Below are 22,374 nucleotides of genomic sequence, written 5' to 3' on the forward strand. Positions count from 1 at the left end.
GCGGGGAACTGCGCGAAGTCGGAAGGCAACGGTCCGCACCTTCCGACTCGCGCAGTTCCCCGCGCCCCTGGGGTCAACCAGTTGCCCGCCTCATGGTGCGCGCGAAGCGCATGCCTCACTCGTAGCGGTGGAGCAGCGAGTCCTGTTCGTCCTGCTCGATCATCTCGACGGTCAGCGAAGCGTCCCTCAGGTGGGAGAGGGTGATCCGGGCGGAGCTCGGGGCGGCGTCGGGGGCGGGCCAGTTCTCGGGCTTCCAGGCCGAGCTGCGGAGGAAGGCCTTGGGGCAGTGGCCGTAGACCTCCTCGACCCGGACGACGATCGCGCTGCGCGGCGGCTTGCCGACGGCGGTGAGCTGCCGCAGCAGCTCGCCGTCGGTGGAGACGCAGGCCCGGCCGTTGACCCGCAGGGTCGCCTCGCGGCCGGGGATGACGAAGATCAGCCCGATCCGCCCGGTCTCGACGATGTTGTGCAGGCTGTCGAGCCGCCGGTTGCCGGTGGCGTCGGGGATGGCGAGCGTGTGCTCGTCCAGGGCGGCGACCAGCCCGGCCGGGCCGCCCCGCGGCGAGACGTCGCAGCGGCCGTCCGCCCCGGCGGTCGCGACGAAGACCAGCGGGCAGCAGGCGATCAGCTGCCGGGCCACGTCGTTGACGTGGTCGACCTGCTTGCGCGAGGCGTTGGCACCGGGCTGCTCGTAGATCTCGCGCAGCTCGGACACGTCCCGGACCGCGGTCGAGGACAGGGCGTCGAAGAGTTTGGCCGTGGCAGGCGTCGAGGTGGTCACGTACCGGAAATCTAGCGGACTGTGGATCTTTACGGCAGGGGGTCCGGGGGCCGGCCCCGGTCAGACGCTCAGCGGCACGGCGTGGATCTCGTCGGCGGCGTGTCCGGCGCGTTCGTGCACGCGCTGGACGGCCTCCTTGGAGGGCGCCTCGGAGAGGCAGTACACGGTGCCCGAGTCCGGGTCGGCCCAGGCCTGCTTGAAGTGGACGCCCTCGGCGGATTCGACCGCGAGGTCGGCCTGGTGGGCCGCTGCGAGCTGGTCGGCGGTGATGCCGTTCATTCCGTGGTGGACGTCCATGAAGGTCGCCATCGTCGTCGCGCCTCCCTCGATCGGTGGCGCCGGGCCGGCTGCCCGGGGCCCTTGATATCTCTCCAGGGTGCGCCTGCCCGCCCGCCGGGCGCCAGTCGCAGCCCGGGCCGTGAGCTGGTCGGGCCCGGCTCGCCGCCGTCGACCGCAGCGCGCAGCGTCGGCAGGACGGGGCGACCGGGCCCGCAGACGGGCGGGTTACCCGGCCGCAGGGGTCGGCAATCCTCTTGGGAGCGCGGGTTCTTCACTATTCCCGGCCCGGCGGACCGGCCCAGTGAACCAGGACACAGAAATACCCCCTCCCGCGTTCGGGGCGGATCATGGCATGATGACGGCAGTAAGCAGTGACGTTCAGCGCACTCCGGGGTCGGTGAAAATCCGAACCGGCGGTTACAGTCCGCGACCCGTCCGCAGCCAGCGGCCGGTTGACCAGGTGAAATTCCTGGACCGACGGTTAAAGTCCGGATGGGAGGCGTGCGCGGGCGGTCAGCAGTACCCGTGGTTCCCCGTGGACCGCGGCAGGTGTTGCAGAGGGTGAACTCTCTTTCGGGTTCGGCGTCCCAGGGATGCCGTCCGACGACCGGCGAGGTCTGCCGTTCGGTCCCGTCCGAGGTGTCCCCTCCGGTGACTCCAGCTCTGCTGTCCGTGTCCTCTCCCATGCCACCCCCCGGAGTCCGCGCCCCTAAGCGCGAGGAGAACCCGGGTGTTCACCGGCATCATCGAAGAGCTCGGCGAGGTCGTCTCCATCGAGGAGATCGGTGAGTCCTCGCGGATCCGTCTGCGCGGCCCCGTGGTCTGTTCCGGTGCCCGGCACGGCGATTCCATCGCGGTCAACGGCGTCTGCCTGACGGTCGTCGACAGCCCGGACCAACTGGCCGCCGACACCGGCGAGTTCAGCGCCGACGTGATGGCCGAGACGCTGCTCCGTTCCAGCCTGGGCGCGTTGGCACCCGGCTCCCGGGTCAACCTGGAGCGGGCCATGGCGCTCGGCGACCGGCTCGGCGGCCACCTCGTGCAGGGCCATGTCGACGCCACCGGAACGCTGTTGGGCCGGGCGCCCGGCGACCTGGACGCCGAGGGCCTGCCGCGCTGGGAGGTGCTGCGGTTCTCGCTGCCGCAGAGCATCACCCGCTACCTGGTCGAGAAGGGCTCCATCACGGTCGACGGCGTCAGCCTCACCGTGGTCGAGGCCGCCATCGACAGCTTCACCGTCAGCCTCATCCCGGCCACGCTCGCGCTGACCACCCTGGGCACCAAGGCGGTCGGCGACCCGGTCAACCTTGAGGTGGACGTCCTCGCCAAGTACGTCGAGCGCCTGCTCGACACCCGTACCCTCCCCGCCACCCTTGCCAAGGACGCCTCGTGAACTGGCTCACCGGCATAGCCTTCACCGCCTTCGGCGAGCCGGTGAAGTGGGCCGACATGATCGGCAACCTGCTCGGACTGGGCGCACTCGCGCTCGGCTGGCGCCGCTCGGTGATCACCTGGCCGGTCCAACTGCTCTCCGGCGCCGTGCTGATCGCCGCCTACCTCTCCGGCCACGTGCCCGGCCTGGTCGGCAAGCAGCTGATCGTGATCGCCGCCGCCTCCTGGGGCTGGAGCCGCTGGCAGCGCGACCGCCGGGAGACCGGCGGGATCGCCGTCCGCTTCGCGACCTGGCGCGAACGCGCGCTGCTGGCCGGCGCGACCGCCCTGGGCACGGCGGCGGTGGCGGGCGTCTTCCTCGCCTACCCCCAGCTCTCCTGGAACCCGTGGGCCGACGCCTACATCTTCGTCGGGACGCTGGCCGCGATGTTCGCCCAGGCCCGTGGCTGGGTCGAGTTCTGGTTCGCCTGGATCGCCGTCGACATCGTCGGCGTCCCGCTCGCCTTCGACAGCGGCTACAGCTTCTCCGGGCTGACGTACGCCGTCTACTTCCTCCTGGTGCTGGCCGGGCTCCGCGCCTGGTGGCTGCGCACCCGTACCGCCCGTCCTTCGTCCGCGACCGTCCTGCAGGGAGCAACGGCATGACCATTCAGCCCGTACACGATGTCCGCGACGGCCTCCCCGGCGACGCGCTCGCACTCGACCCGGTCGAGCACGCCATCACCGACATCGCCCTCGGGCGGCCGGTGATCGTGGTCGACGACGAGGACCGGGAGAACGAGGGCGACATCGTCTTCGCCGCCTCCGCCGCCACCCCCGAGCTGATGGCCTTCACCATCCGCTACAGCTCCGGCGTGATCTGCGTGCCGATGACCGGCGACGAGCTCGACCGGCTCAAGCTGCCCCCGATGACCGCCGTCAACGAGGACCGCAAGGGCACCGCGTACGCGGTCTCGGTGGACGCCCGCGACGGCGTGGACACCGGCATTTCGGCCGCCGACCGGGCCCGCACCGTCAAGCTGCTCGCCACCGAGGCGACCGAGCCCACCGACCTGACCCGGCCCGGCCACGTCTTCCCGCTGCGCGCCGTCGACGGCGGCGTGCTGGTCCGCCCGGGCCACACCGAGGCTGCCGTCGACCTGGCCCGCCTCGCCGGACTGCCGCCGGTCGGCGCGATCTGCGAGGTGGTCAACGACGACGGCACGATGGCCCGGCTGCCCGAGCTGGTCGCCTTCGCCCGCGAGCACGGCCTGTCGATCATCTCGATCGAGGACCTGATCGCGTACCGCCGCCGCACCGAGCTGCACGTGGCCCGCGCCGCCGTGACCACCCTGCCCACCGCGTTCGGCGACTTCACCGCCGTCGGCTACCGGGGCACCATCGACGGCACCGAGCACCTGGCCCTGGTGGCCGGCGGGATCGGCGCGGACGGCAAGGTGACCGACGGCGAGGACCTGCTGGTCCGGGTCCACTCGGAGTGCCTGACCGGCGACGTCTTCGGCTCGCTGCGCTGCGACTGCGGCCCGCAGCTCCAGGCCTCGCTGGCCGAGGTCGCCGCGGCCGGCCGGGGCGTGGTGCTCTACCTGCGCGGCCACGAGGGCCGGGGCATCGGTCTGGCGCACAAGCTGCGCGCCTACGAGCTCCAGGAGCAGGGCCGTGACACCGTCGACGCCAACCTCGAACTCGGCCTGCCCGCCGACGCCCGGGACTACAGCATCGGCGCCCAGATGCTCACCGACCTCGGCGTCCGCTCGCTGACCCTGCTCACCAACAACCCGGCCAAGCTCACCGCGCTGACCGTGCACGGCCTCAAGGTCAACGCCCGCCGCCCGGTCGAGGTCGAGCCGGGCGAGCACAACGCGGCCTACCTGCGCACCAAGCGCGACCGGATGGGCCACCAGCTGCCGTGGCTCGACCCCAACTCCTGATCCCCCTGCCCCCACCACGACCTGTCCCACCACGACCTGCCCCACCACGAGAGGAAGTACGCACGTGAGCGGCCACGGAGCCCCCGAGCTGACCATCAAGAACGCCGGCGACCTGCGGGTCGCGGTGATCGCCGCGCAGTGGCACGAGCAGGTGATGGACGGCCTGCTCGACGGCGCCCACCGGGCCCTCAAGGAGCTCGGCATCGACGAGCCGACCGTGCTGCGGGTCCCCGGCACCTTCGAGCTGCCGGTGGCCGCCAAGCAGCTCGCCGACCGCGGCTACGACGCGGTGGTCGCACTCGGCGTGGTCATCCGGGGCGGCACCCCGCACTTCGACTACGTCTGCCAGGCCGCCACCCTCGGCCTGACCCAGGTCAGCGTCGACACCGGCGTACCGGTCGGCTTCGGTGTCCTGACCTGCGACAACGAGGAGCAGGCGCTGGACCGCGCGGGTCTGCCCGGCTCCGCCGAGGACAAGGGCCACGAGGCCGTCACCGCCGCCGTCGCCACCGCGGCGGCCCTGCGGGCGGCCACCGAGCCCTGGCGGTAGCGGCTCGCCGGACGACACCTCGACGGGCGCGGTGGACTGCGGCGACCCGGGAGCGGCGGTGCCGCACCTCCCGGGTCCGCGCGGTCACCGCGCCCGTTGCCGTGCTGCGGCGGGTCTTCGGAGTGTGTCCACCGGAGTGTCCACGGTCCGGGACTGTTTACCGGCCGTCGGCCCGCACCCCGTAAGGTGAGCACATCATGGCTTCGAAGACATTCGAGGAGCTGTTCACCGAGCTCCAGCAGAAGGCCGCCACCGGCGACCCCTCGTCCTCCCGTACCGCGCAGCTCGTCCAGCAGGGCGTCCATGCGATCGGTAAGAAGGTCGTCGAGGAGGCCGCCGAGGTTTGGATGGCCGCCGAGTACCAGTCGGACGCGGAGACGGCCGAGGAGATCTCCCAGCTCCTCTACCACCTTCAGGTGATGATGGTCGCCAAGGGTTTGACCCTCGACGACGTGTACGCCCATCTCTGAGCCGGCCGCCCGTACCGCCAGTACCCCCACCAACGTGATCACCGATCTGAAGGACTCGCCTCTCATGCTGCGCATCGCCGTCCCCAACAAGGGTTCGCTCTCGGGTCCCGCGGCGGAGATGCTCCATGAGGCCGGCTACCGGCAGCGCAAGGACCCCAAGGAACTGGTGCTGGTCGACCCGGAGAACCAGGTCGAGTTCTTCTTCCTCCGCCCGCGCGACATCGCCGTGTACGTCGGCTCCGGCCGTCTCGACATCGGCATCACCGGCCGCGACCTGCTGCTGGACTCCGCCTCCGACGCGGAGGAGGTGCTCGCGCTCGGCTTCGGCGGCTCGACCTTCCGGTTCGCCCGCCCGGTCGGCTCCGCCGTCTCGGACGTCCAGGGGCTGGAGGGGCTGCGGATCGCCACCTCCTACACCGGGCTGGTCGAGCAGCACCTCGCCGAGCGGGGCGTCAAGGCCACCGTCACCAAGCTGGACGGCGCGGTCGAGACGGCCGTGCAGCTCGGCGTCGCGGACGTGATCGCGGACGTGGTGGAGACCGGCACCAGCCTGCGCAACGCCGGCCTGGAGATCTTCGGCGAGCCGATCCTGGTGTCGGACGCGGTCGTCATCCGCCCCAAGGGCGCGGGCGAGGACAGCGGCGTCGAGCAGTTCCTGCGCCGTCTCCAGGGTGTGCTGGTGGCCCGCCGCTACGTGCTGATGGACTACGACATCCGGGCCGAGCACGTGACCGCCGCCGTGGCGCTCACGCCGGGCCTGGAGTCGCCGACCGTCTCCCCGCTGCACACCGAGGGCTGGGTGGCCGTCCGGTCCATGGTGCTCCGCAAGGAGGCCCAGCGGATCATGGACGGTCTGTGGGGCATCGGGGCCCGGGCCATCCTGGTCACCAACATCCACGCCTGCCGTCTCTGATCGTTGACGGGCGGGGGCCCCGGGCCCCCGCCCATTTCCCTGGAGTCCCGCCGTGTCCACCCCTGTCCAGCTCCCGGTCACCTGGGCCCCCCGGCGCAACCGCGCCGTGCTGCTCGTGCTCAGCGCCGTGCTGGTGACGGTCTTCACCGTGATCGCGTTCGCCCTGCCGGACAACTGGCAGCTCAACGACCGCGTCGCGATGGTCTTCAGCGGCCTGGTGTTCGGGGCCGTCGGCCTGATGCTGGCCCGGCCCCGGGTCAGCGCCGACGCCGAGGGCGTGACGGTGGTCAACTTCGTCCGCAGCCGCCGGCTGGCCTGGCCGGAGATCGTCCGGGTCAACTTCCGCCAGGGCGACCCCTGGGTCACCCTGGACCTCGCGGACGGCACCGCGCTGGCCGCGGTCGGCATCCAGCCCGGCGGTGGACGTGAGCAGGCCATCGAGGCCGCACGTGCGCTGCGCGACTTCGTGGACGGTCACGTCCCGGTGGCCTGAGGTCTCCGTCCGGGGCGGTCAGCCGAGCGGAGCGAGGTCCTGGCAGAAGTCCGGGAAGCAGTCCGCCGTGCCCGGGTCGGGCAGCGGGTGGCGGGTGATCAGCGAGCGGTGGATCCAGCCGGTGACCCCGGTGCGGTGGACGGTGGCCTCGCGCCACTGCGCGCCGAGCGGTGAGGTCCAGCTCTCGGCGAGGTCGACCCGGTCGCCCCGCTGCGCGATGCCGACGATGGCCGCGTCCGTGCTGTGGTCCGCCCGGATGTTGGCGGCCGTGGCCGAGACCTCCCACCGCCCGGCCTGCTCGGCCTGCTCGGCCGGAGCGGCCGGGGGTCGTGCCGAGGTGGCACTGCCGCTGACCACGGCGGGGGTGAGGAGGACTGCCAGACAGAGCACGGCCGAGGTCATGGTGCCCGCCAGGCGCATCGGTGCTCCCTCCGACAAAGGTGCGGGTACGTACTACTCAACGACGGAGGATGGCCCCGGGCATGGGGCGGTACCCGGATGGCTCCGCCCGGAGCGGGCGCGCACGCCGCCGGGGGACTCGGCTCCGGCCGGGCCCCGCGCGGGGGCGCCGTGACACGTATCGAACGGATTCGCGGCAGTCGTACGGGTATCGTCTAGGCTGGTAAAGCCGGGGCAAAGCCCCGGCCCGGTCCCCCCCCGGGACCGCTCCGCCCGCGACCTGAGGAGTGACACCTCCCCTCGATGGACGATCCGTCCGGCAGTACCCGCGCCGTCTCGCTTCCCCGCACCGGAAGGCAGGCGGCACTGTGATCACCGCCTGGCTGCTGCTCCTCGCGGCCCTGCTGCTCATCCTCGCCAACGGCCTGTTCGTGGCCGCCGAGTTCGCCCTGATCACGGTGGACCGCGGAACCGTCCGCCGCGCGGCCGCCGCCGGTGACCGGAAGGCGGCGAACGTCGCCACCGCACTGCGGCAGCTCTCCTTCCAGCTCTCCGGTGCCCAGCTCGGCATCACCGTCACCTCGCTGGTGGTCGGCATGCTCGCCGAGCCCGCGCTCTCCGTCCTGCTCGGCCCGGTGGCCACCTGGGCCGGCGTACCCGCCTCCGCCGCCACCGGCCTCGCCGTGCTGGTCGGCATGGCCGGCGCGACCGTGCTGCAGATGGTGATCGGCGAGCTGGTCCCGAAGAACTGGGCGATCTCCCGCCCGCTCCAGGTGGCCCGCGCCGTGGTCGCACCGCAGCGCGCCTTCTCCACCGTCTGCCGCCCGGTGATCGCCTTCCTGAACGGCACCGCCGACCGGCTGGTGCGGGCGCTCGGCATGGAGCCCATGGAGGAGCTGGACCATGCCCGCACGCCCGCCGAACTGGTCTCGCTGGCCCGGCACTCCGCCCGGGAGGGTGCGATGGACGAGGAGTCGGCCACCCTCTTCGTCAGGACGCTCGGCCTCAGCGAGCTGACCGCCGAGAGCGTGATGATCCCGCGCGTCGACGTCGTCGCGCTCCAGCGCGACGCCAGCGCCGCCGACGTCCTCAACCTCACCCGGGCCACCGGCCTCTCGCGCTTCCCGGTCTACGGCCACAGCCTGGACGAGGTCACCGGCACCGTCACCCTCAAGGACGCCCTGGCCGTCCCCGCCGGACGCCGCACCACCACCCGGGTCGCCGAACTCGCGGCCGCCCCCCTGCTGGTGCCCGAATCGCTGCCCGCCGAGCGGCTGCTCGACCGGCTGCGCCGCGCGCAGCCGATGGCGATCGTGGTCGACGAGTACGGCGGCACCGCCGGGGTGGTCACCCTGGAGGACATCGTCGAGGAGATCGTCGGCGAGGTGCAGGACGAGCACGACCCCGCCGACACCCCCGAACTGCGCGCGATCCCGGCCGTCGACGGACTCCCGGCCTGGGAGGCCGACGGCCGGGCCAGGACGGACCAGCTGGAGACGATCGGCCTCCAGGCCCCCGAGGGGCCGTACGAGACGCTGGCGGGCCTGCTGGCCGGCTTGCTCGGCAAGCTCCCCGCCCCGGGCGAGCAGGCCGAACTTCCGGGCTGGCGCTTCACCGTGCTCGCCGTCGCGCGCCACCGCACCAGCCGGGTACTGATCCAGCGCGTCGGGCGCGCCGCCCGTGACCGCACGCACCACCGCTTCGCGCACGACGAGGACGAGACCCGATGACCACCCTGCTCCAACTGGCCGCCTCGATCGTGCTGCTGCTCGGCAACGGCTTCTTCGTCGGCGCGGAGTTCGCGGTGATCTCGGTGCGCCGCAGCCAGATCGAGCCGCTCGCCGAAGCCGGCGACAAGCGCGCCCGGACGGTGCTGGACGCGCTCTCGAACGTCTCCGCGCTGCTGGCCGCCGCCCAACTCGGCATCACCGTCTGCTCGCTGCTGCTGGGCGCACTCGCCGAACCGACCATCGCCCACCTGCTGGAGGGCCCGTTCACCGCGCTCGGCCTGCCCGCCTCGCTGGTCCACCCGGCGAGCTACGTGCTGGCGCTCGCGCTGGTGGTCTTCCTGCACATGGTGATCGGCGAGATGGTCCCGAAGAACATCGCACTGGCCGGCCCCGAGCAGGCCGCGCTCCGGTTCGGCCCGCCGCTGGCCCGGCTGGCCCGGCTGCTCGGACCGGCCATCCGGGCCCTGAACGCCCTCGCCAACCTCGTCCTGAGGCTCTTCCGGGTCGAGCCCAAGGACGAGGTCGAGTCCGTCTACACCAACGAGCAGCTGCTCCACCTGCTCGCCGACTCGCGCGCGGCCGGCCTGCTCGACGAAGGCAGCCGGGAACGCCTGGAGGACGCGCTGGAGCTCGGCCGCCGACCGATCACCGAGGTCCTGCTCCCGGCAGACCAACTGGTCACCGTCGACAGCTCGGTGACCGCCGAGGAGATAGAACGGCTGGCCGTCCGCACCGGCTTCTCCCGCTTCCCGGTGGTCGGCCCCGACGGCACCGTGCTCGGCTACCTGCACGTCAAGGACATCCTGGAGGTCGACGACCCGACCACCCCCGTCCCCGCCCGCCTCTGGCGCCCGGTCACCGTCCTGCGGGGGACGCTGCCGCTGGACGACGCGCTCGGAGCGATGCGGCGGGCGGCCTCCCACCTGGCCGCGGTGGTCGACCAGGACGGCCGCCAACTGGGCCTGGTGGCCCTGGAGGACGTCCTGGAGGAACTCGTCGGCGAGATGCACGACCCCGACCACCGCGAGGTCGCCTTCGGCTGACGATCCCGACGCACACGGGTAACCACAGCAGGGGCGCGGGGAACTGCGCGCGCAACCGTGCACCTCCGTCGTGCCCTGGTCGCGCAGTTCCCCGCGCCCCTGGGGGTGACCCGGTCCTGAACGGTGAGCCCGCGCAGCTGAGTCCGTGGTGCTGCCGGCAGGCTACCCGCGGGCGTCGATCAGTTCGCCGTAGGCCTGGACGAGGTCGGGGAGGCGGAGGGTGGCGAGGTCTTCGCGGGTGGGGAGGCCGCGGAGGGTGGAGAGGCGCAGGTCGCGGTAGGCGCAGGCCTTCTCGTAGAGGGTGCGGATGAAGCGTCCGTTGCCCAGTTCGTCGATCCAGCCCTCGGTGACCACGTGGGCGCAGATGCTGGCGAGTTCGTCCGCCGCGTCCTCGTCCCAGCCGTCGCCGCCGGCCGCGGCCAGGGTGCGGCCGATGGCAGTGAGTTCGACGGGCCGGTAGCTGGGGAAGTCCACCCGGGTGGTGAAGCGGGAGTTGAGGCCGGGGTTGGTGGCGAGCAGGCGGTTCATCCCCTCGGGGTAGCCGGCCAGGATCACCACCAGCCGGTCGCGGTTGTCCTCGGCGCGCTTCAGCAGGACCTGGAGTGCCTCGTCCCCGTAGGCGTCGCCCTTGCTGTAGCCGGAGTTGGAGAGGCTGTACGCCTCGTCGATGAAGAGCACGCCGTCCAGTGCCGAGTCGATCAGTTCGTTCGCCTTCACCGCTGTCTGGCCGAGGAACTCGCCTACCAGGTCGGCTCGTTGGGCTTCCACCAGGTGGTCGCCGGAGAGCAGGCCGAGTGCGTGGAAGACCTGGCCGAGGATCCGGGCGACGGTGGTCTTGCCGGTGCCGGACGGGCCGGAGAAGACGAAGTGCCGCTTCGGCGGCTGCACCGGCAGCCCCTGGTCGGCCCGGAGCCGGGACATCCGCAGTTGGGCCGAGAGTGCTCTGACCTGCCGCTTCACCGGGTCGAGGCCGACCATCTGCTCCAGGGTGGCGAGCGCGGCCTCCAGGCCCTCCCGCCCCCGCACCCGGTCGATCCCGGCGGGCACGGCGACCAGCGGCGCGGGCTCGCCCCCGGCCCGGGCGCCGGGCGCCGGCAGCCCGGCGGCCGACTGGCCGGCCGCGGCCCCGGACCGCTCGGCGGCGGCCCGGGGTGCGGGCGCGTCCAGCTGTCCGGCGCCGTCCTCCGCCGAGCCGTCCGGCTGGTACCCCGTCCGCCGGTCACTGGCGTACCCGGGGTCGTACCCCGTGTCGTAGCCGTAGCCCTGGTCGTCGTCCTCGGTGTCGTAGCCGGCGCCGTCCTCGGTGCCCTCGGGCAGGCCCTCGTCGGCCCGGTCGGGTTCGAAGTCGCTTTCGGGGAGCAGTAGTTCGGGTACGGAGCCGTCGTCGTCCGGGTCCTCGGCCAGCAGGAGGCCGTCCATCACCCCGTCCTCGGTGGAGATCGCCGCCAGCCGTGCGGCGGTGTCCATGAACGCCGGGTCGGCCCGGTGCACCGCCCGGTACAGCGGCAGCGCCGCCGCGCTGCGCCCGGCGCCCTCGTAGGCGCGGGCCAGCCAGTAGCGCAACTCCTTGCGCTGCGGCTGCTCGGAGCGGCAGCGGGCCAGCGAGGCGGCCAGCGGGCGCTGGGCCTGGGCGCACATGTCCAGCCGGACGCGGGCCATGCCGCCGAACAGGCCCGCCTCGATGCCGAGCAGCGGATCGTCCAGCAGCCGGTCGGTGTCCCGGATGAGCTGCTCCCAGTCCTTCAGCAGGTAGGAGCGGCAGGCGTGCAGGAAGCGCACCGAGGGATCCTGGCCGGGGGGCGGGCACTCGGCGAGGGCGTGGTCCAGTTCGGGCAGATGTCTGCCGTCGAGCCAGTGCGAGGCGTGCGCCAGGGCCAGGTCGCGGCTGTCCTCCAGTACGGGTTGCACCCACCAGCCCAGCCAGTACCAGGAGCTGAGCGGCCGTCGGTGCCGTTCCCGCTGTTCGCCGAACCGGGCCTGGTGCCGGTGCATCGCCAGCAGCGCGCCGGAGGTGTCGCAGCGCAGTGCGTGCAGCCCGAGCCAGGCGTCGGCCATGCCGGGGTCGAGCTGGACGGCGGCCCGGAACTCCTCCTCGGCCCGTGCGTACGCACCCGCCGCGTACGCGTCCATGGCGCGCAGCCAGGCGCGGTCGGCCAGTCTGTTCGACCCGGTCGTACTGGAACTCTCCATCGTCACTCACGCCCCCCGGTGTGTGATTCGAGGACCGGCCGAACTCGTCGACAACAGCGCCTGTCAGGAATCGTACCGGCGCCGGGCTGATCCGGAAGGGTGCCGCGCGAGGCCAAATCGAAGCAGCCGCCGGGTTGTTGGGCTTCGCCGGAGCGCAGTGCCGGCGCGCGGGACGCAGAACGGCATCTTCGGCTCACGGGGGAAGGAGTCGAAGATGCCGTGTCTGGGTTGTTGCGGGATCAACGAATCTCGCCACGTCCCGAACCTATTTCTTCGCGACAACCCTGGTCAAGGGTGCGACGCGACTTTGCCGGATCGCCGGAAGATGACAGCTCCTGTCACTCCGTCAACTCGCAGATCGGCCGACGGACGGCTCGGATCGGCCCGGAAGTGGGCCTGCTCCGCCCGCGCCCAGCCCGCCCAGAACTCCGCCAGCGCCGGCCCGTCGCGCAGTTCGCCGCGGGCCCGGGCCTCGGGTGCGTCCAGCTCCATCCAGACCAGCCGGGCCAGCCACGGGCGCAGCTCCCGCCGCCCGGCGCCGACCCCCTCGATCAGCACCACGGGGGCCGCGGGCACCGCCCGCTCGGTGGCGAAGCGCCGCGCCGTCCAGTCGTAGACCAGGTGCACGGCCTGCTCGCCGCGGGCCAGCGGCTCCAGCACCTGCCCGCGCAGCCGCCCGACCCAGCCGAACGGTTCGGCGTGGGTGGCGAGGTCGTCCAGGTGCACCACCGGCGCCCCGCCGAGGGCCGTCGCGAGCCGGCCCGCGAAGGTCGTCTTGCCCGACCCGGCGTGCCCGTCCACCGCGACCAGCCGGACCGGTCCGCAGGACGGCGCGAGGGCACTCAACTCCGCCGCGAGCGCGCCGTACGCCCGTCCGGCGGCGCCCTCCGGATCAACCATGGGCCCCACTCTACGGGCGGCGCCGACCTGGCGGAGACGGCCGCCGCCCCGTGACGGACCGGCCGCCATCAGGCATACTCGCATCGCCACGCCTGTGAACGACCGTTCACCGCAACCCGGTGCCGGTCGGGCGAAACCGCCGTGCCGTGCCTGCTCACCCCAGGGACCGGCGCCCGATCGAGGAGCCCGTACCCTCATGAGCCCCGCCACCGCCAAGCCCGTCGACCGCCAGCTGCCCAGCGACGAGGCCCGAGAGCTGCTCGGCCTCACCCGGGACCTCGTCCAGCGTGAGCTGAACCCCCGCGCCGCCGAGGACGAGGCCGCCGGGCGCTTCCCCCGCGAGGTCTTCCGCACCATCGGCGAGGCCGGTCTGCTGTCGCTCCCGTACGGGGAGCAGTACGGCGGCGGCGAGCAGCCCTACGAGGTCTACCTCCAGGTCCTGGAGGAGCTGGCGGCCGGCTGGCTCGCCGTCGGCCTCGGGGTCAGCGTGCACACCCTCTCCTGCCACGCGCTGGCGACCTTCGGCACCGACGAGCAGCGGGACCGCTGGCTGCCCGGCATGCTCAGCGGCGAGCAGCTCGGCGCCTACTGCCTCTCCGAGCCGCAGTCCGGCTCCGACGCGGCCGCACTGCGCACCAAGGCCGAACTGCAGGGCGAGCAGTACGTGGTGAACGGAACGAAGGCGTGGATCACCCACGGTGGCTTCGCCGACTTCTACAGCGCGATGGTGCGGACGGGCGTGGAGGGCTCGCGCGGCATCAGCTGCCTGCTCGTCGGGGCGGACAGCGAGGGCCTGACGGCCGCGGCGCCCGAGCACAAGATGGGCATGACCAGCTCGCCCACCGCCCAGGTGCACTTCGACGGCGTCCGGGTGGACCGCGACCGGCTGCTCGGCGCGGAGGGCCAGGGCTTCCAGATCGCGCTGTCCGCGCTCGACTCGGGCCGCCTGGGCATCGCCGCCTGCGCGATCGGCGTGGCGCAGGCCGCGCTCGACCTCGCCGTCGACTACGCCGGCACCCGCCAGCAGTTCGGCCGGCCGATCGCCGACTTCCAGGGCCTGTCCTTCATGCTCGCCGACATGGCGACCCAGATCGAGGCCGGCCGCTCGCTCTACCTGGCCGCGGCCCGCCGCCGCGACGCCGGGCTCGCCTTCTCCAAGGAGGCGGCGATGGCGAAGCTGTTCTGCACCGACGCCGCGATGCGGGTCACCACCGACGCGGTCCAGGTCCTGGGCGGCTACGGCTACACCCAGGACTACCCGGCCGAGCGCTACATGCGCGAGGCCAAGGTCCTGCAGATCGTCGAGGGCACCAACCAGATCCAGCGCCTGGTGATCGGCCGCCACCTCTCGGGCAAGTAACGCAACCGGGTACCCCCAGGGGCGCTTGACGAACTGCGCGCGCGACCAGGGCTCTACGGAGCTGCACGGTTGCGCGCGCAGTTCCCCGCGCCCCTGCTGTGGTTACTGTCGGATCATCTGGCGAGGTACGGACCCCGGTCCGCCCGCGTGGGAGAAGGGCTGGGTGCGCCAGTCGAACGCCGTCCGGGGTGCGAGCAGCGCGGCCAGGTCCGGGTCGCCCGCGTGCTCGGGCGCGTCGCACTCCGGGAGGTCGTCCGCGGGCGCGCCGGAGCCCGGGCAGAGGCTGGGGGAGAAGGGGTGCCAGGCGGTCGGCAGCACGGCGTGCTGCGGCAGCCGCTCCTCCTCGCCGACCAGGGCGATCGGGCGGTCGCACGCGGGGCAGTGGACCCGGAAGATCTCCCAGGTGTCCATCTCGCCCGGGTCGACGCCGGGGTAGTCGCCGGGGTCGCCCGGGTACTCCGCGTCGAGGCGTTCGGCGCCCTCCGTGCTGCGGGCACGCTGGTCAGCAATAGGCATGTGATCCCCCTCGGATCGGGCCGGGACCGCGTCGGACCTGGCCACAAGCAGCAATTCCCTTCGTCGCGGGGTCATAACCCTGCGGTCGGGCGTGCGCCGATGCATTCGGTGTGTCCTTCGCCACATTCCACCGGCACATGCCACCGTCGCGCGCCCCCTCGGCCGCGGCCGCCCCCGGCGCCGCCCGCCACCCCTGGTCGGCGACCGGGTGCCCGGGGCAGTAGGTTGGCCAGTTGTGGAGGACCTCGATCAACGCATCGTCCAGCTGCTCCTTGAGGACGGCCGGATGAGCTACACGGACCTGGGCAAGGCCACCGGCCTGTCCACCTCGGCGGTGCACCAGCGGGTGCGGCGCCTCGAACAGCGCGGGGTGATCCGCGGGTACACCGCGATCGTCGACCCGGACGCGGTCGACCTGGCGCTGACCGCGTTCATCTCGGTCAAACCGTTCGACCCCAGCTCGCCGGACGACACCCCGGAGCGGCTGGCCCCGCTCCCCGAGATCGAGGCCTGCCACAGCGTCGCGGGCGACGAGAACTACATCCTCAAGGTCCGGGTCTCCGCCCCGGGCGACCTGGAGGACCTGCTCGCCCGCATCCGCAGCGCCGCCGGTGTCTCCACCCGCACCACGGTCGTCCTCTCGACCCCGTACGAGGCCCGCCCCCCGAAGCTCTGAGCCGGGCCGGGGGCGGGCCGCGCGAACGACCCGGTACGGGCGCGGCGCCCCGCCCGCACCCGGTCCCCGGGCCCCCGGCGGGTTGCTTAGGCTTAGCGCCATGACCACTCGCACCGTGCTGCTCCGCGGCGGTACCGTCCACAGCCCCGCCGACCCGTTCGCCACCGCGATGCTGGTCGAGGGGGAACACATCGCCTGGGTCGGCAGCGACGGCGCCGCCGAGTCGTACGCGGCCTCCGCCGACGAGGTGATCGAGCTGGCCGGCGCCCTGGTCACCCCCGCCTTCGTGGACGCCCACGTGCACGCCACCTCGACCGGTCTGGCGCTGACCGGCCTCGACCTCACCGACTGCACCTCGCTGGCCGAGGCCCTGCACCGGATCGCCGGGCACGCGAGCGTCAACGACGGCGTCCTGATCGGCCACGGCTGGGACGAGACCAAGTGGCCCGAGGGCCGCCCGCCGACCCTGGCGGAACTCGACGGGGCGGCCGCCGGCGCACCGCTGTACCTCTCCCGCACCGACGTGCACTCCGCCCTGGCCTCCACCGCGCTCCGGGAGCTCACCGAGGGCCTCGCCGGGCTCCCGGGGTACGACGGGCACGCCCCGCTCACCCGGGACGCCCACCACGCCGTCCGCCGGGCCGCGCTCGCCCACCTCACCCCGGCCCAGCGCCGCGCCGCCCAGCAGGCGACGCTGGCCCGCGCCGCCGAGCTCGGCATCGCCGCCCTGCACGAGTGCGCGGGCCCGGACATCTCCTCCGAGGAGGACCTGGCCGAGCTGCTGGCGCTCGCGGCCACCACCGACGGCCCGGAGGTCTTCGGCTACTGGGGCCAGCTCGCCGAGCAGGGCGGCGTCGAGACCGCCCGCCGGCTGGGCGCGGTCGGCGCCGGGGGCGACCTCTTCGTGGACGGCTCGCTCGGCTCGCACACCGCCTGCCTGCACACCACGTACCAGGACGCCGCGCACACCGGCACCGCCTACCTGACGGCCGAGCAGGTCGCCGACCACGTCACCGCCTGCACCGAGGCCGGGATGCAGGCCGGCTTCCACGCCATCGGCGACGCCGCGCTGACCGCGGTGCTGGACGGCGTCCGGGCCGCCGCCGACCGGGTCGGCCTGGCCCGGGTCCGGGCGCTGCGCCACCGCGTCGAGCACGCCGAGGCGTTGGACGACAAGGCCGTCGCGGCCTTCGCCGAGCTGGGCCTCACCGCCTCCGTCCAGCCCGCCTTCGACGCGGCCTGGGGCGGCCCGGACGGCATGTACGTGCAGCGCCTGGGCGCCGAGCGGGCGGCCGGGCTCAACCCGTTCGCGGCGATGCTGCGGGCCGGTGTGCCGCTGGCCTTCGGCTCGGACGCCCCCGTCACCCCGCTCGACCCGTGGGGCACCGTCCGCGCGGCGGCCTTCCACCGGACCCTGGAGCACCGGATCTCCGTCCGGGCCGCGTTCGCCGCCCACACCCGGGGCGGCTGGCGGGTGCTGGGCCGGGACCAGGACGGCGTGCTCGTCCCCGGCGCGGTCGCCAGCTACGCGGTCTGGGCCGTCGAGGAGCTGGTCGTGCAGGCGCCCGACTCCCGGGTCGCGGGCTGGTCCACCGACCCGCGCTCCGGCACCCCGGGGCTGCCCGACCTCACCCCGGGCCTCCCGCTGCCGGCCTGCCTGCGGACCGTCGTCCGGGGCCGGACCGTCCACCAGGCGTGATCCGTCCGGGGCCGGGCGGCCCACCAGGCGTGATCGCTGCCACCCCCTTTCCGTCCGCCCGATGATCCGGGGTACCGTCTTCGCACGGTGCCCGGACCCGGGCGGCCGGGAACGCGCGTAGAGCACACGGACCAGAGAGGTGGTGCGCAGGTGGCACTGCCTGACGACCAGGAGCGCTCCGCGACCGAGCCCGGGGCCCCGGCCCCCCGCCCGGGGCGCCTGACCCGGATCAGGGGGGGACTGCCCAGAACGGGCCTGGCGGTCGTCTGCGGCCTGCTGCTCGGCCTCGCCTTCCCGCCGTTCGACCTCTGGCCGCTCTCGATCCTCGGCGCCGCCGGGCTCTCGCTGCTGGTCCGGGGCCGGACGGTCCGTCAGGGCGCCTGGACGGGCTTCGCCTTCGGGTTCCCGTTCTTCCTGCTGCTGCTCGACTGGCTGCGGGTGATCGGCACCGACGCGATGATCGGCCTGGCCGCGCTGGAGGCGCTCTTCGTCGCCGCCATGGGCGCCGGGCTCGCGCTGACCTCGCGGCTGCGCGCCTGGCCGCTCTGGGCGGCCTGCCTCTGGGTCGCCCAGGAGTGGGCCCGCGACCGGCTGCCGTTCGGCGGCTTCCCGTGGGGCCGGCTCGCCTTCGCCAACACCGGCAGTCCGTTCACCCCGCTCGCCGCCCTCGGCGGCGCACCGCTGGTGACCTTCGCCGTCGCACTCTGCGGCGCGCTGCTGGCCTGGGCCTCGCTGCGCGTGCGCGGCCCGCTGCGGGCCCGCCGGATGCCCCGCGCGGCCGCGTTCGCCGGGGTCGGGGCGGTCGCCACCGTCCTCGCCGGGTACGCCGTCCCGGTGCCCACCGCCGCCGACGACACCGTGAAGGTCGCGCTCGTCCAGGGCAACGTCGCCCAGCCCGGGATGGACTTCCTGGGCCGTCCGATGATGGTCCTGAACAACCACGCCGCCGCGACCGAGCGCCTCGCCGCCGACGTCAAGGCCGGCAAGGTGCCCAGGCCCGACGCGGTGATCTGGCCGGAGAACTCCTCCGACCTCAACCCCTTCCTCGACCCGGCCGCGTACGCCCGGATCAACCAGGCCGTCCAGGCGATCGGCGTGCCCACCCTGGTGGGCGCCCTGATCGACGGCCCGGACAACCAGCACGTGCAGAACGAGGGCATCGTCTGGGACCCGAACACCGGCCCCGGCGCCTCGTACACCAAGCAGCACCCGGTGCCGTTCGGCGAGTACGTGCCGTTCCGGGCGGAGCTCTCCACCGTCATCACCCGCCTGCAGCGGATCGCCCGCGACTTCTACCCGGGCACCCACAGCGGCGTGATGCAGCTGGGCCCGGCCCGGATCGGCGACGTGATCTGCTTCGAGGTCGCCTACGACGAGATCGTCCGCGACACCGTCAACCAGGGTGGCCGGGTGATCGTCGTCCAGACCAACAACGCCACGTACGCGCTGACCGGCCAGCCCGAGCAGCAGCTCGCGATGTCGCGGCTGCGGGCCGTCGAGCACGGGCGGGCCGTCCTGATCGCCGCCACCAGCGGCATCAGCGCGGTGGTCGCCCCGGACGGCACGGTGCTCCAGCACACCAAGGAGCTCACCGCCGCCGAGCTGAGCGCCACGGTGCCGCTGCGGGACGGCAAGACCGTCGCGGACCGGGTCGGTGCGGCTCCGGAGTGGGCGCTCGCCGTGGCGGGCCTGCTGGCCTGCGGCGCCGCCCTGCTCGGCGGCGTCCGGCGGCGTCGGTCCGGCGGGATCCCGGACGGAACACCGGCCGAGTCCGAGTCGTTGACCCCAGTGGCGCCGTAGCCGGTCCGGATCAGCCGACCGGCGCAGCGAGAGCGCCGCGATGGAGTGGATTCGTACCGTGAGCCAGCAAGCTACCCCGGCCCCGCCGGCCCCCCGCAGCCGGGTGCGCCGGGTGCTGCCCCTGCTGATCACCGCCTGGCTGGTGCTGGAGATCTGGCTGTTGACGGTGGTCGCCTCCGCGCTCGGCTGGTTCGCCGTGCTGATGCTGCTGGTCGGCGGGGCCTTCCTCGGCGGCTGGCTGATCAAGCGGGCCGGGCTCCGCGCCCTGTCGGCGGCCCTGGAGCAGAGCCGCGCCCCGCAGTCGCAGCAGCCGCAGACCGGCACCAGCCTGACCGTGCTGGGCGGGGTGCTGCTGATCCTGCCGGGCTTCCTCTCCGACGTGCTCGGGCTGAGCCTGCTCTTCCCGCCCACCCGGGCGCTCTGGCGTGCGGCGGGGCGCCGGGTCACCCGTTCCGCCCTGCGGTCGGCCTCGCCGGCCGGGGCGGCGCCGTTCGCGGACGCCGTCCGGCTCCAGGAGCAGATCCGGATCCACCGCCCCGACGGCAAGGTCATCCAGGGCGAGGTCGTCGACCCCGGCACCGGCCCGCGCCCCGACACCGACCACCGGCCCCCGATCTCGGGGTAGGGCCCTTGGGACGTGCATGGCGGGCGAGCTGCGCAGCTGCCCGGCAGGGAGACGACGAAGGGCCCCCGGCTGGTGCCGGGGGCCCTTTCGCTGACCTCCGCCGGGGCGGAGGTGGTGGTGTCAGGCGCTCTTACGGGTGTCCCGCGGGTGGACCGCGAGGTTCATCCCGCCGGAGCGGAGCACGGCCAGCCGTTCGGCCAGCACCTCCTCCAACTCCTCACGCGTACGGCGCTCCATCAGCATGTCCCAATGGGTGCGCGTCGGCTTGGTCTTCTTCTCTTCCGGCTCGTCGCCGTCGAGCAGTACTGCCTCCTGGCCGCAGAAACGGCATTCCCAGGCCGAGGGGATCTCCGCCTCAACGGAGAAGGGCACCTCGAACCGGTGTCCGTTCTGACATGCGTACTCGACGGTCTGGCGGGGAGCCAGATCGATTCCACGGTCGGTCTCGTAGCTAGTGGCCCCGAGTCGCGTGCCGCGGAGAGCTCGCTCGCTCATGAATCGTGCCTCCCGGGCTTATGGCCCACAGGACTAGTGGTCGCTGTCATCGTCGTTCGGTCAACGCTCGGCCTTCGACGAAGATTCCCGTCCCGGGATATGCGTCGCCTGTCGTGCCGCCCCTGTTTGTACCCATCGTGGTCCGATTTGTCACATCTGAGGCAAACTATCACCCTGCGTATCACGGATTGTGCACACAGCGATCAAATTCGCTCGGGGGTCACCCAGCTTATCGGCGCGCGGCCGTCCCGCTCACCACACCGGACCGGGCCGGCCCGCCGAGGGCTCCTTGCTGAGCCGTACGGGGTGCACCGGTGCCTCCGTCCGGGTGTCCCGGTGCGGCAGCAGGGCGATCACCGCGTCCCGGTGCCCGGCCTGCGCCTCGTCGTCCAGCGGGTCCACCGTGACGGGCACCTGGAGCCGGACCGGCGTGGCCGCGCCGAGCCGGGCGTAGCCGCGCCCGGCGGGGGTCTGGGCCGCCGGGGCGATGTCCAGCGGGACGCCCAGCGCCTCCTGGGCGACCTCGGGGCCGGCCGGGCCGAGCAGCACCCGGGCCCGGGTGGTGGCGCGGACGCTGGGGGAGATCCGGTCGCGTGCCTCCAGGTCGTCGGCGATCACCACCGTCACGCGGGCCGCCCGCCCGTGCCGCAGCGGGACCTCCAGGAGGTCCTGCGGGTCCTGGCGGCCCTCCGCGTGGGCCAGCTCGCTGAGCTCGGTGGGGTGGTCGAGCAGCAGCCAGAGCGGGCGGGTGACGTCCGCCGGGGCCGGCACGCCGTGGTGCCGGGCCGCGTTGAGTGCTGTCAGGCGCCGCTCGGTCTCCTTGGCCGCCCACTCCAGCGCGGCCAGCGCGCCGTGCAGGCTGGTCTCCACGGTGTGCACGCCGGGCCGGTTGACCAGGCAGGCGTGCTCGCCGGTGCCCGCGCCGTCGATCACCACCAGGTCGCCGTGCGGCAGGGCCTGGAGGGCGATCGAGCGGAGCAGGCTGGAGGTGCCGTACCCCGCCGCCCCGAGGGCCAGCAGGTGCGGTTCGGCGGCCCGCGCGCCGGTGCGCCAGACCACCGGCGGCTGCTGGGCGGTGGTGCCGCCCTGGCTGACCGGGATGGTCCGCCGGCTGCCGAGCCCGTCGGTGAAGCCGAGCACGATCTCCCCGGGCGCGGTCACGAACGGCTGGGCCACGATGTCGGTGGCGAGCGGGGCCAGCGCGCCGATCTTCAGGCGGTTGGACTCCTCGTCCCAGTCGAAGAGGTACTCCCGTGCCCGGCCGGCCTTGCCCTGGACGACCTGCTCGATCCGGGCCCGCGCGCCCGGCTCGGTGTCGGTGAAGTACGGCGGGTAGCGCAGTTCCAGGGCGGTGAGCCGGCCTTCCTCGTCGAACTGCCAGGAGTCGAAGGCCGTCTTGTACGCGCCGTCCAGGCTGTAGAGCGGCGCGGCGTCGTCGAACCCGCCCAGGTACGGGGTCAGCGCGGCGTAGAGCGCGGTCAGCTTCAGGTCGGCGACGTCCGGCGCGGGGGCGGGCGCGGCCTTCGGCTCGCGGCCCACCCAGGCGGCGCTGGCCATCAGGGCGATCAGGGCGAACAGCGGTCCGTGCGGCAGCAGGGCGATGCCGAGCAGGGCGGCGGCGGTCAGGAAGACCGTCGGCCCGCGCCGTTCCTTCGGGGTGGCCGCCCACCGGCCCTTCGCCCAGTCGGCGTGGCTGCGCAGACCGCGTCCGATGAGGGTGACCGGTGCGAACATGTCGCCGGCGTGGTCGCCCGCGGTGCGGGCGAGGTCGCGGCCTCGGCTGAAGTGACGGGTGAGGGACATTTCCTGGACTCCCCGGGCGGGTGGGACGGCGGGTGGGACGGCGGGCGGGACGGCGGGCGGGACGGGGTGTGGCAGAAGGCCCGGGGCGGTGGGATCCGCGCCCGGGCCGGTGGTGCGGGTGGGGAGCTCAGAACTTGAGGCCGCCGAGCAGGCTGGCGATGCTCGCGCCGCCCGCCTGGATGCTGGGGGCGATCGAGGAGCCGGCGATGTAGAAGCCGAGGAGGGCGCAGACGATCGCATGCGAGACCTTGAGGCCGTCCCGCCGGAAGAAGAGGAAGGCGATGGTGCCGAACAGGACGATGCCGGAGATGGAGAGGATCACGCGTCTGCTC

General features: G+C 73.4%; 23 protein-coding genes and 1 riboswitch. Of the genes, 14 read left to right on the forward strand and 9 right to left on the reverse strand.

Features of this window, described 5'->3' with window-relative positions; translation table 11 throughout:
* Positions 1–115 precede the first annotated feature (115 nt).
* Both ABD330_RS24355 and ABD330_RS24360 read right to left on the reverse strand, forming a co-directional pair.
* The gene (locus ABD330_RS24355) at positions 116–781 is read right to left on the reverse strand and encodes an MSMEG_1061 family FMN-dependent PPOX-type flavoprotein (protein WP_344468111.1); all 666 of its coding nucleotides are present in this window, start codon (positions 779–781) and stop codon (positions 116–118) included.
* Positions 782–841: 60 nt separating this feature from the next.
* The gene (locus ABD330_RS24360; protein ID WP_344468112.1) at positions 842–1,090 is read right to left on the reverse strand and encodes an SCO4226 family nickel-binding protein; all 249 of its coding nucleotides are present in this window, start codon (positions 1,088–1,090) and stop codon (positions 842–844) included.
* A 350-nt stretch (positions 1,091–1,440) separates the two neighbouring features.
* Positions 1,441–1,568: riboswitch (FMN riboswitch) on the forward strand.
* A gap of 222 nt (positions 1,569–1,790) precedes the next feature.
* Between ABD330_RS24360 and ABD330_RS24365 the strand changes: the two genes are divergently transcribed.
* From ABD330_RS24365 to ABD330_RS24395, 7 genes are all read left to right on the forward strand, one after another.
* Positions 1,791–2,453: a riboflavin synthase gene (locus tag ABD330_RS24365; protein ID WP_344468113.1), complete on the forward strand. Its 663-nt coding sequence runs from the start codon at positions 1,791–1,793 to the stop codon at positions 2,451–2,453.
* On the forward strand, positions 2,450–3,097 hold the full coding sequence (locus tag ABD330_RS24370) for a nicotinamide mononucleotide transporter family protein (RefSeq protein ID WP_344468114.1): 648 nt from the start codon (positions 2,450–2,452) through the stop codon (positions 3,095–3,097). The genes ABD330_RS24365 and ABD330_RS24370 overlap by 4 nt, the downstream gene beginning before the upstream one ends.
* Positions 3,094–4,380 carry a bifunctional 3,4-dihydroxy-2-butanone-4-phosphate synthase/GTP cyclohydrolase II gene (locus tag ABD330_RS24375; RefSeq protein WP_344468115.1) on the forward strand — a complete coding sequence of 429 codons (1,287 nt, stop codon included), beginning with the start codon at positions 3,094–3,096 and terminating at the stop codon, positions 4,378–4,380. The genes ABD330_RS24370 and ABD330_RS24375 overlap by 4 nt, the downstream gene beginning before the upstream one ends.
* 64 nt (positions 4,381–4,444) lie before the next feature.
* On the forward strand, positions 4,445–4,930 hold the full coding sequence (gene ribH / locus ABD330_RS24380; protein ID WP_344468116.1) for a 6,7-dimethyl-8-ribityllumazine synthase: 486 nt from the start codon (positions 4,445–4,447) through the stop codon (positions 4,928–4,930).
* A gap of 197 nt (positions 4,931–5,127) precedes the next feature.
* Positions 5,128–5,400, forward strand: a complete 273-nt coding sequence (locus ABD330_RS24385; RefSeq protein ID WP_344468117.1) for a phosphoribosyl-ATP diphosphatase — start codon at positions 5,128–5,130, stop codon at positions 5,398–5,400.
* 64 nt (positions 5,401–5,464) lie between these two features.
* A complete protein-coding gene (hisG, locus tag ABD330_RS24390) occupies positions 5,465–6,313 on the forward strand; it encodes an ATP phosphoribosyltransferase (RefSeq protein WP_344468179.1) in 849 nt (282 codons plus the stop codon).
* Between the two features lie 52 nt (positions 6,314–6,365).
* Entirely contained in the window at positions 6,366–6,806 is a 441-nt protein-coding gene (locus ABD330_RS24395; protein WP_344468118.1) for a PH domain-containing protein, read from the forward strand.
* A gap of 18 nt (positions 6,807–6,824) precedes the next feature.
* Here the strand turns inward: ABD330_RS24395 and ABD330_RS24400 are convergent, their stop codons facing one another.
* Positions 6,825–7,226, reverse strand: a complete 402-nt coding sequence (locus ABD330_RS24400; RefSeq protein WP_344468119.1) for an SH3 domain-containing protein — start codon at positions 7,224–7,226, stop codon at positions 6,825–6,827.
* 347 nt (positions 7,227–7,573) lie between these two features.
* Between ABD330_RS24400 and ABD330_RS24405 the strand changes: the two genes are divergently transcribed.
* Positions 7,574–8,935 carry a hemolysin family protein gene (locus ABD330_RS24405; protein ID WP_425555627.1) on the forward strand — a complete coding sequence of 454 codons (1,362 nt, stop codon included), beginning with the start codon at positions 7,574–7,576 and terminating at the stop codon, positions 8,933–8,935.
* The gene (locus ABD330_RS24410) at positions 8,932–9,978 is read left to right on the forward strand and encodes a hemolysin family protein (RefSeq protein ID WP_344468120.1); all 1,047 of its coding nucleotides are present in this window, start codon (positions 8,932–8,934) and stop codon (positions 9,976–9,978) included. Before ABD330_RS24405 ends, ABD330_RS24410 begins: the two co-directional genes overlap by 4 nt.
* 162 nt (positions 9,979–10,140) lie before the next feature.
* Here ABD330_RS24410 and ABD330_RS24415 read toward each other — a convergent pair whose 3' ends face one another.
* The gene (locus ABD330_RS24415; RefSeq protein WP_344468121.1) at positions 10,141–12,168 is read right to left on the reverse strand and encodes an AAA family ATPase; all 2,028 of its coding nucleotides are present in this window, start codon (positions 12,166–12,168) and stop codon (positions 10,141–10,143) included.
* A gap of 288 nt (positions 12,169–12,456) precedes the next feature.
* On the reverse strand, positions 12,457–13,068 hold the full coding sequence (locus ABD330_RS24420; protein ID WP_344468122.1) for a uridine kinase family protein: 612 nt from the start codon (positions 13,066–13,068) through the stop codon (positions 12,457–12,459).
* A gap of 196 nt (positions 13,069–13,264) precedes the next feature.
* On the opposite strand from ABD330_RS24420, the gene ABD330_RS24425 reads away from it, so the two are divergent.
* Positions 13,265–14,428 carry an acyl-CoA dehydrogenase family protein gene (locus tag ABD330_RS24425; protein WP_344468123.1) on the forward strand — a complete coding sequence of 388 codons (1,164 nt, stop codon included), beginning with the start codon at positions 13,265–13,267 and terminating at the stop codon, positions 14,426–14,428.
* 102 nt (positions 14,429–14,530) lie between these two features.
* On the opposite strand, the gene ABD330_RS24430 is transcribed toward ABD330_RS24425, so the two are convergent.
* Positions 14,531–14,944, reverse strand: a complete 414-nt coding sequence (locus ABD330_RS24430) for a hypothetical protein (protein WP_344468124.1) — start codon at positions 14,942–14,944, stop codon at positions 14,531–14,533.
* A 235-nt stretch (positions 14,945–15,179) separates the two neighbouring features.
* On the opposite strand from ABD330_RS24430, the gene ABD330_RS24435 reads away from it, so the two are divergent.
* From ABD330_RS24435 to fxsA, 4 genes are all read left to right on the forward strand, one after another.
* Positions 15,180–15,620: an Lrp/AsnC family transcriptional regulator gene (locus ABD330_RS24435; RefSeq protein WP_344468125.1), complete on the forward strand. Its 441-nt coding sequence runs from the start codon at positions 15,180–15,182 to the stop codon at positions 15,618–15,620.
* A gap of 100 nt (positions 15,621–15,720) precedes the next feature.
* Entirely contained in the window at positions 15,721–17,319 is a 1,599-nt protein-coding gene (locus tag ABD330_RS24440; protein ID WP_344468126.1) for an amidohydrolase, read from the forward strand.
* Positions 17,320–17,469: 150 nt separating this feature from the next.
* A complete protein-coding gene (gene lnt / locus ABD330_RS24445) occupies positions 17,470–19,119 on the forward strand; it encodes an apolipoprotein N-acyltransferase (protein WP_344468127.1) in 1,650 nt (549 codons plus the stop codon).
* 58 nt (positions 19,120–19,177) lie between these two features.
* On the forward strand, positions 19,178–19,744 hold the full coding sequence (gene fxsA, locus ABD330_RS24450) for an FxsA family membrane protein (protein WP_344468128.1): 567 nt from the start codon (positions 19,178–19,180) through the stop codon (positions 19,742–19,744).
* 120 nt (positions 19,745–19,864) lie between these two features.
* Here the strand turns inward: fxsA and ABD330_RS24455 are convergent, their stop codons facing one another.
* The 3 genes from ABD330_RS24455 to ABD330_RS24465 all read right to left on the reverse strand — a co-directional run bounded on the left by ABD330_RS24455 (position 19,865) and on the right by ABD330_RS24465 (position 22,364).
* Positions 19,865–20,239, reverse strand: a complete 375-nt coding sequence (locus tag ABD330_RS24455) for an RNA polymerase-binding protein RbpA (RefSeq protein WP_030396357.1) — start codon at positions 20,237–20,239, stop codon at positions 19,865–19,867.
* 252 nt (positions 20,240–20,491) lie between these two features.
* A complete protein-coding gene (locus ABD330_RS24460) occupies positions 20,492–22,042 on the reverse strand; it encodes a hypothetical protein (RefSeq protein ID WP_344468129.1) in 1,551 nt (516 codons plus the stop codon).
* Between the two features lie 127 nt (positions 22,043–22,169).
* Positions 22,170–22,364, reverse strand: a complete 195-nt coding sequence (locus ABD330_RS24465; protein ID WP_344468130.1) for a hypothetical protein — start codon at positions 22,362–22,364, stop codon at positions 22,170–22,172.
* Positions 22,365–22,374 lie beyond the last annotated feature (10 nt).

Origin of the sequence: Kitasatospora kazusensis, from assembly GCF_039529945.1 — a bacterium.
Taxonomy (GTDB): Bacteria; Actinomycetota; Actinomycetes; order Streptomycetales; family Streptomycetaceae; genus Kitasatospora; species Kitasatospora kazusensis.

Coding starts and splice junctions, on each gene's coding strand:
- hisG (WP_344468179.1), top strand. CDS start 5,465: ATGCTGCGCATCGCCGTCCCCAACAAGGGTTCGCTCTCGGGTCCCGCG.
- ABD330_RS24375 (WP_344468115.1), top strand. CDS start 3,094: ATGACCATTCAGCCCGTACACGATGTCCGCGACGGCCTCCCCGGCGAC.
- ABD330_RS24460 (WP_344468129.1), bottom strand. CDS start 22,042: ATGTCCCTCACCCGTCACTTCAGCCGAGGCCGCGACCTCGCCCGCACC.
- ABD330_RS24420 (WP_344468122.1), bottom strand. CDS start 13,068: ATGGTTGATCCGGAGGGCGCCGCCGGACGGGCGTACGGCGCGCTCGCG.
- ABD330_RS24430 (WP_344468124.1), bottom strand. CDS start 14,944: ATGCCTATTGCTGACCAGCGTGCCCGCAGCACGGAGGGCGCCGAACGC.
- ABD330_RS24385 (WP_344468117.1), top strand. CDS start 5,128: ATGGCTTCGAAGACATTCGAGGAGCTGTTCACCGAGCTCCAGCAGAAG.
- ABD330_RS24400 (WP_344468119.1), bottom strand. CDS start 7,226: ATGCGCCTGGCGGGCACCATGACCTCGGCCGTGCTCTGTCTGGCAGTC.
- ABD330_RS24360 (WP_344468112.1), bottom strand. CDS start 1,090: ATGGCGACCTTCATGGACGTCCACCACGGAATGAACGGCATCACCGCC.
- ABD330_RS24410 (WP_344468120.1), top strand. CDS start 8,932: ATGACCACCCTGCTCCAACTGGCCGCCTCGATCGTGCTGCTGCTCGGC.
- ABD330_RS24455 (WP_030396357.1), bottom strand. CDS start 20,239: ATGAGCGAGCGAGCTCTCCGCGGCACGCGACTCGGGGCCACTAGCTAC.
- ABD330_RS24415 (WP_344468121.1), bottom strand. CDS start 12,168: ATGGAGAGTTCCAGTACGACCGGGTCGAACAGACTGGCCGACCGCGCC.
- ABD330_RS24440 (WP_344468126.1), top strand. CDS start 15,721: ATGACCACTCGCACCGTGCTGCTCCGCGGCGGTACCGTCCACAGCCCC.
- ABD330_RS24425 (WP_344468123.1), top strand. CDS start 13,265: ATGAGCCCCGCCACCGCCAAGCCCGTCGACCGCCAGCTGCCCAGCGAC.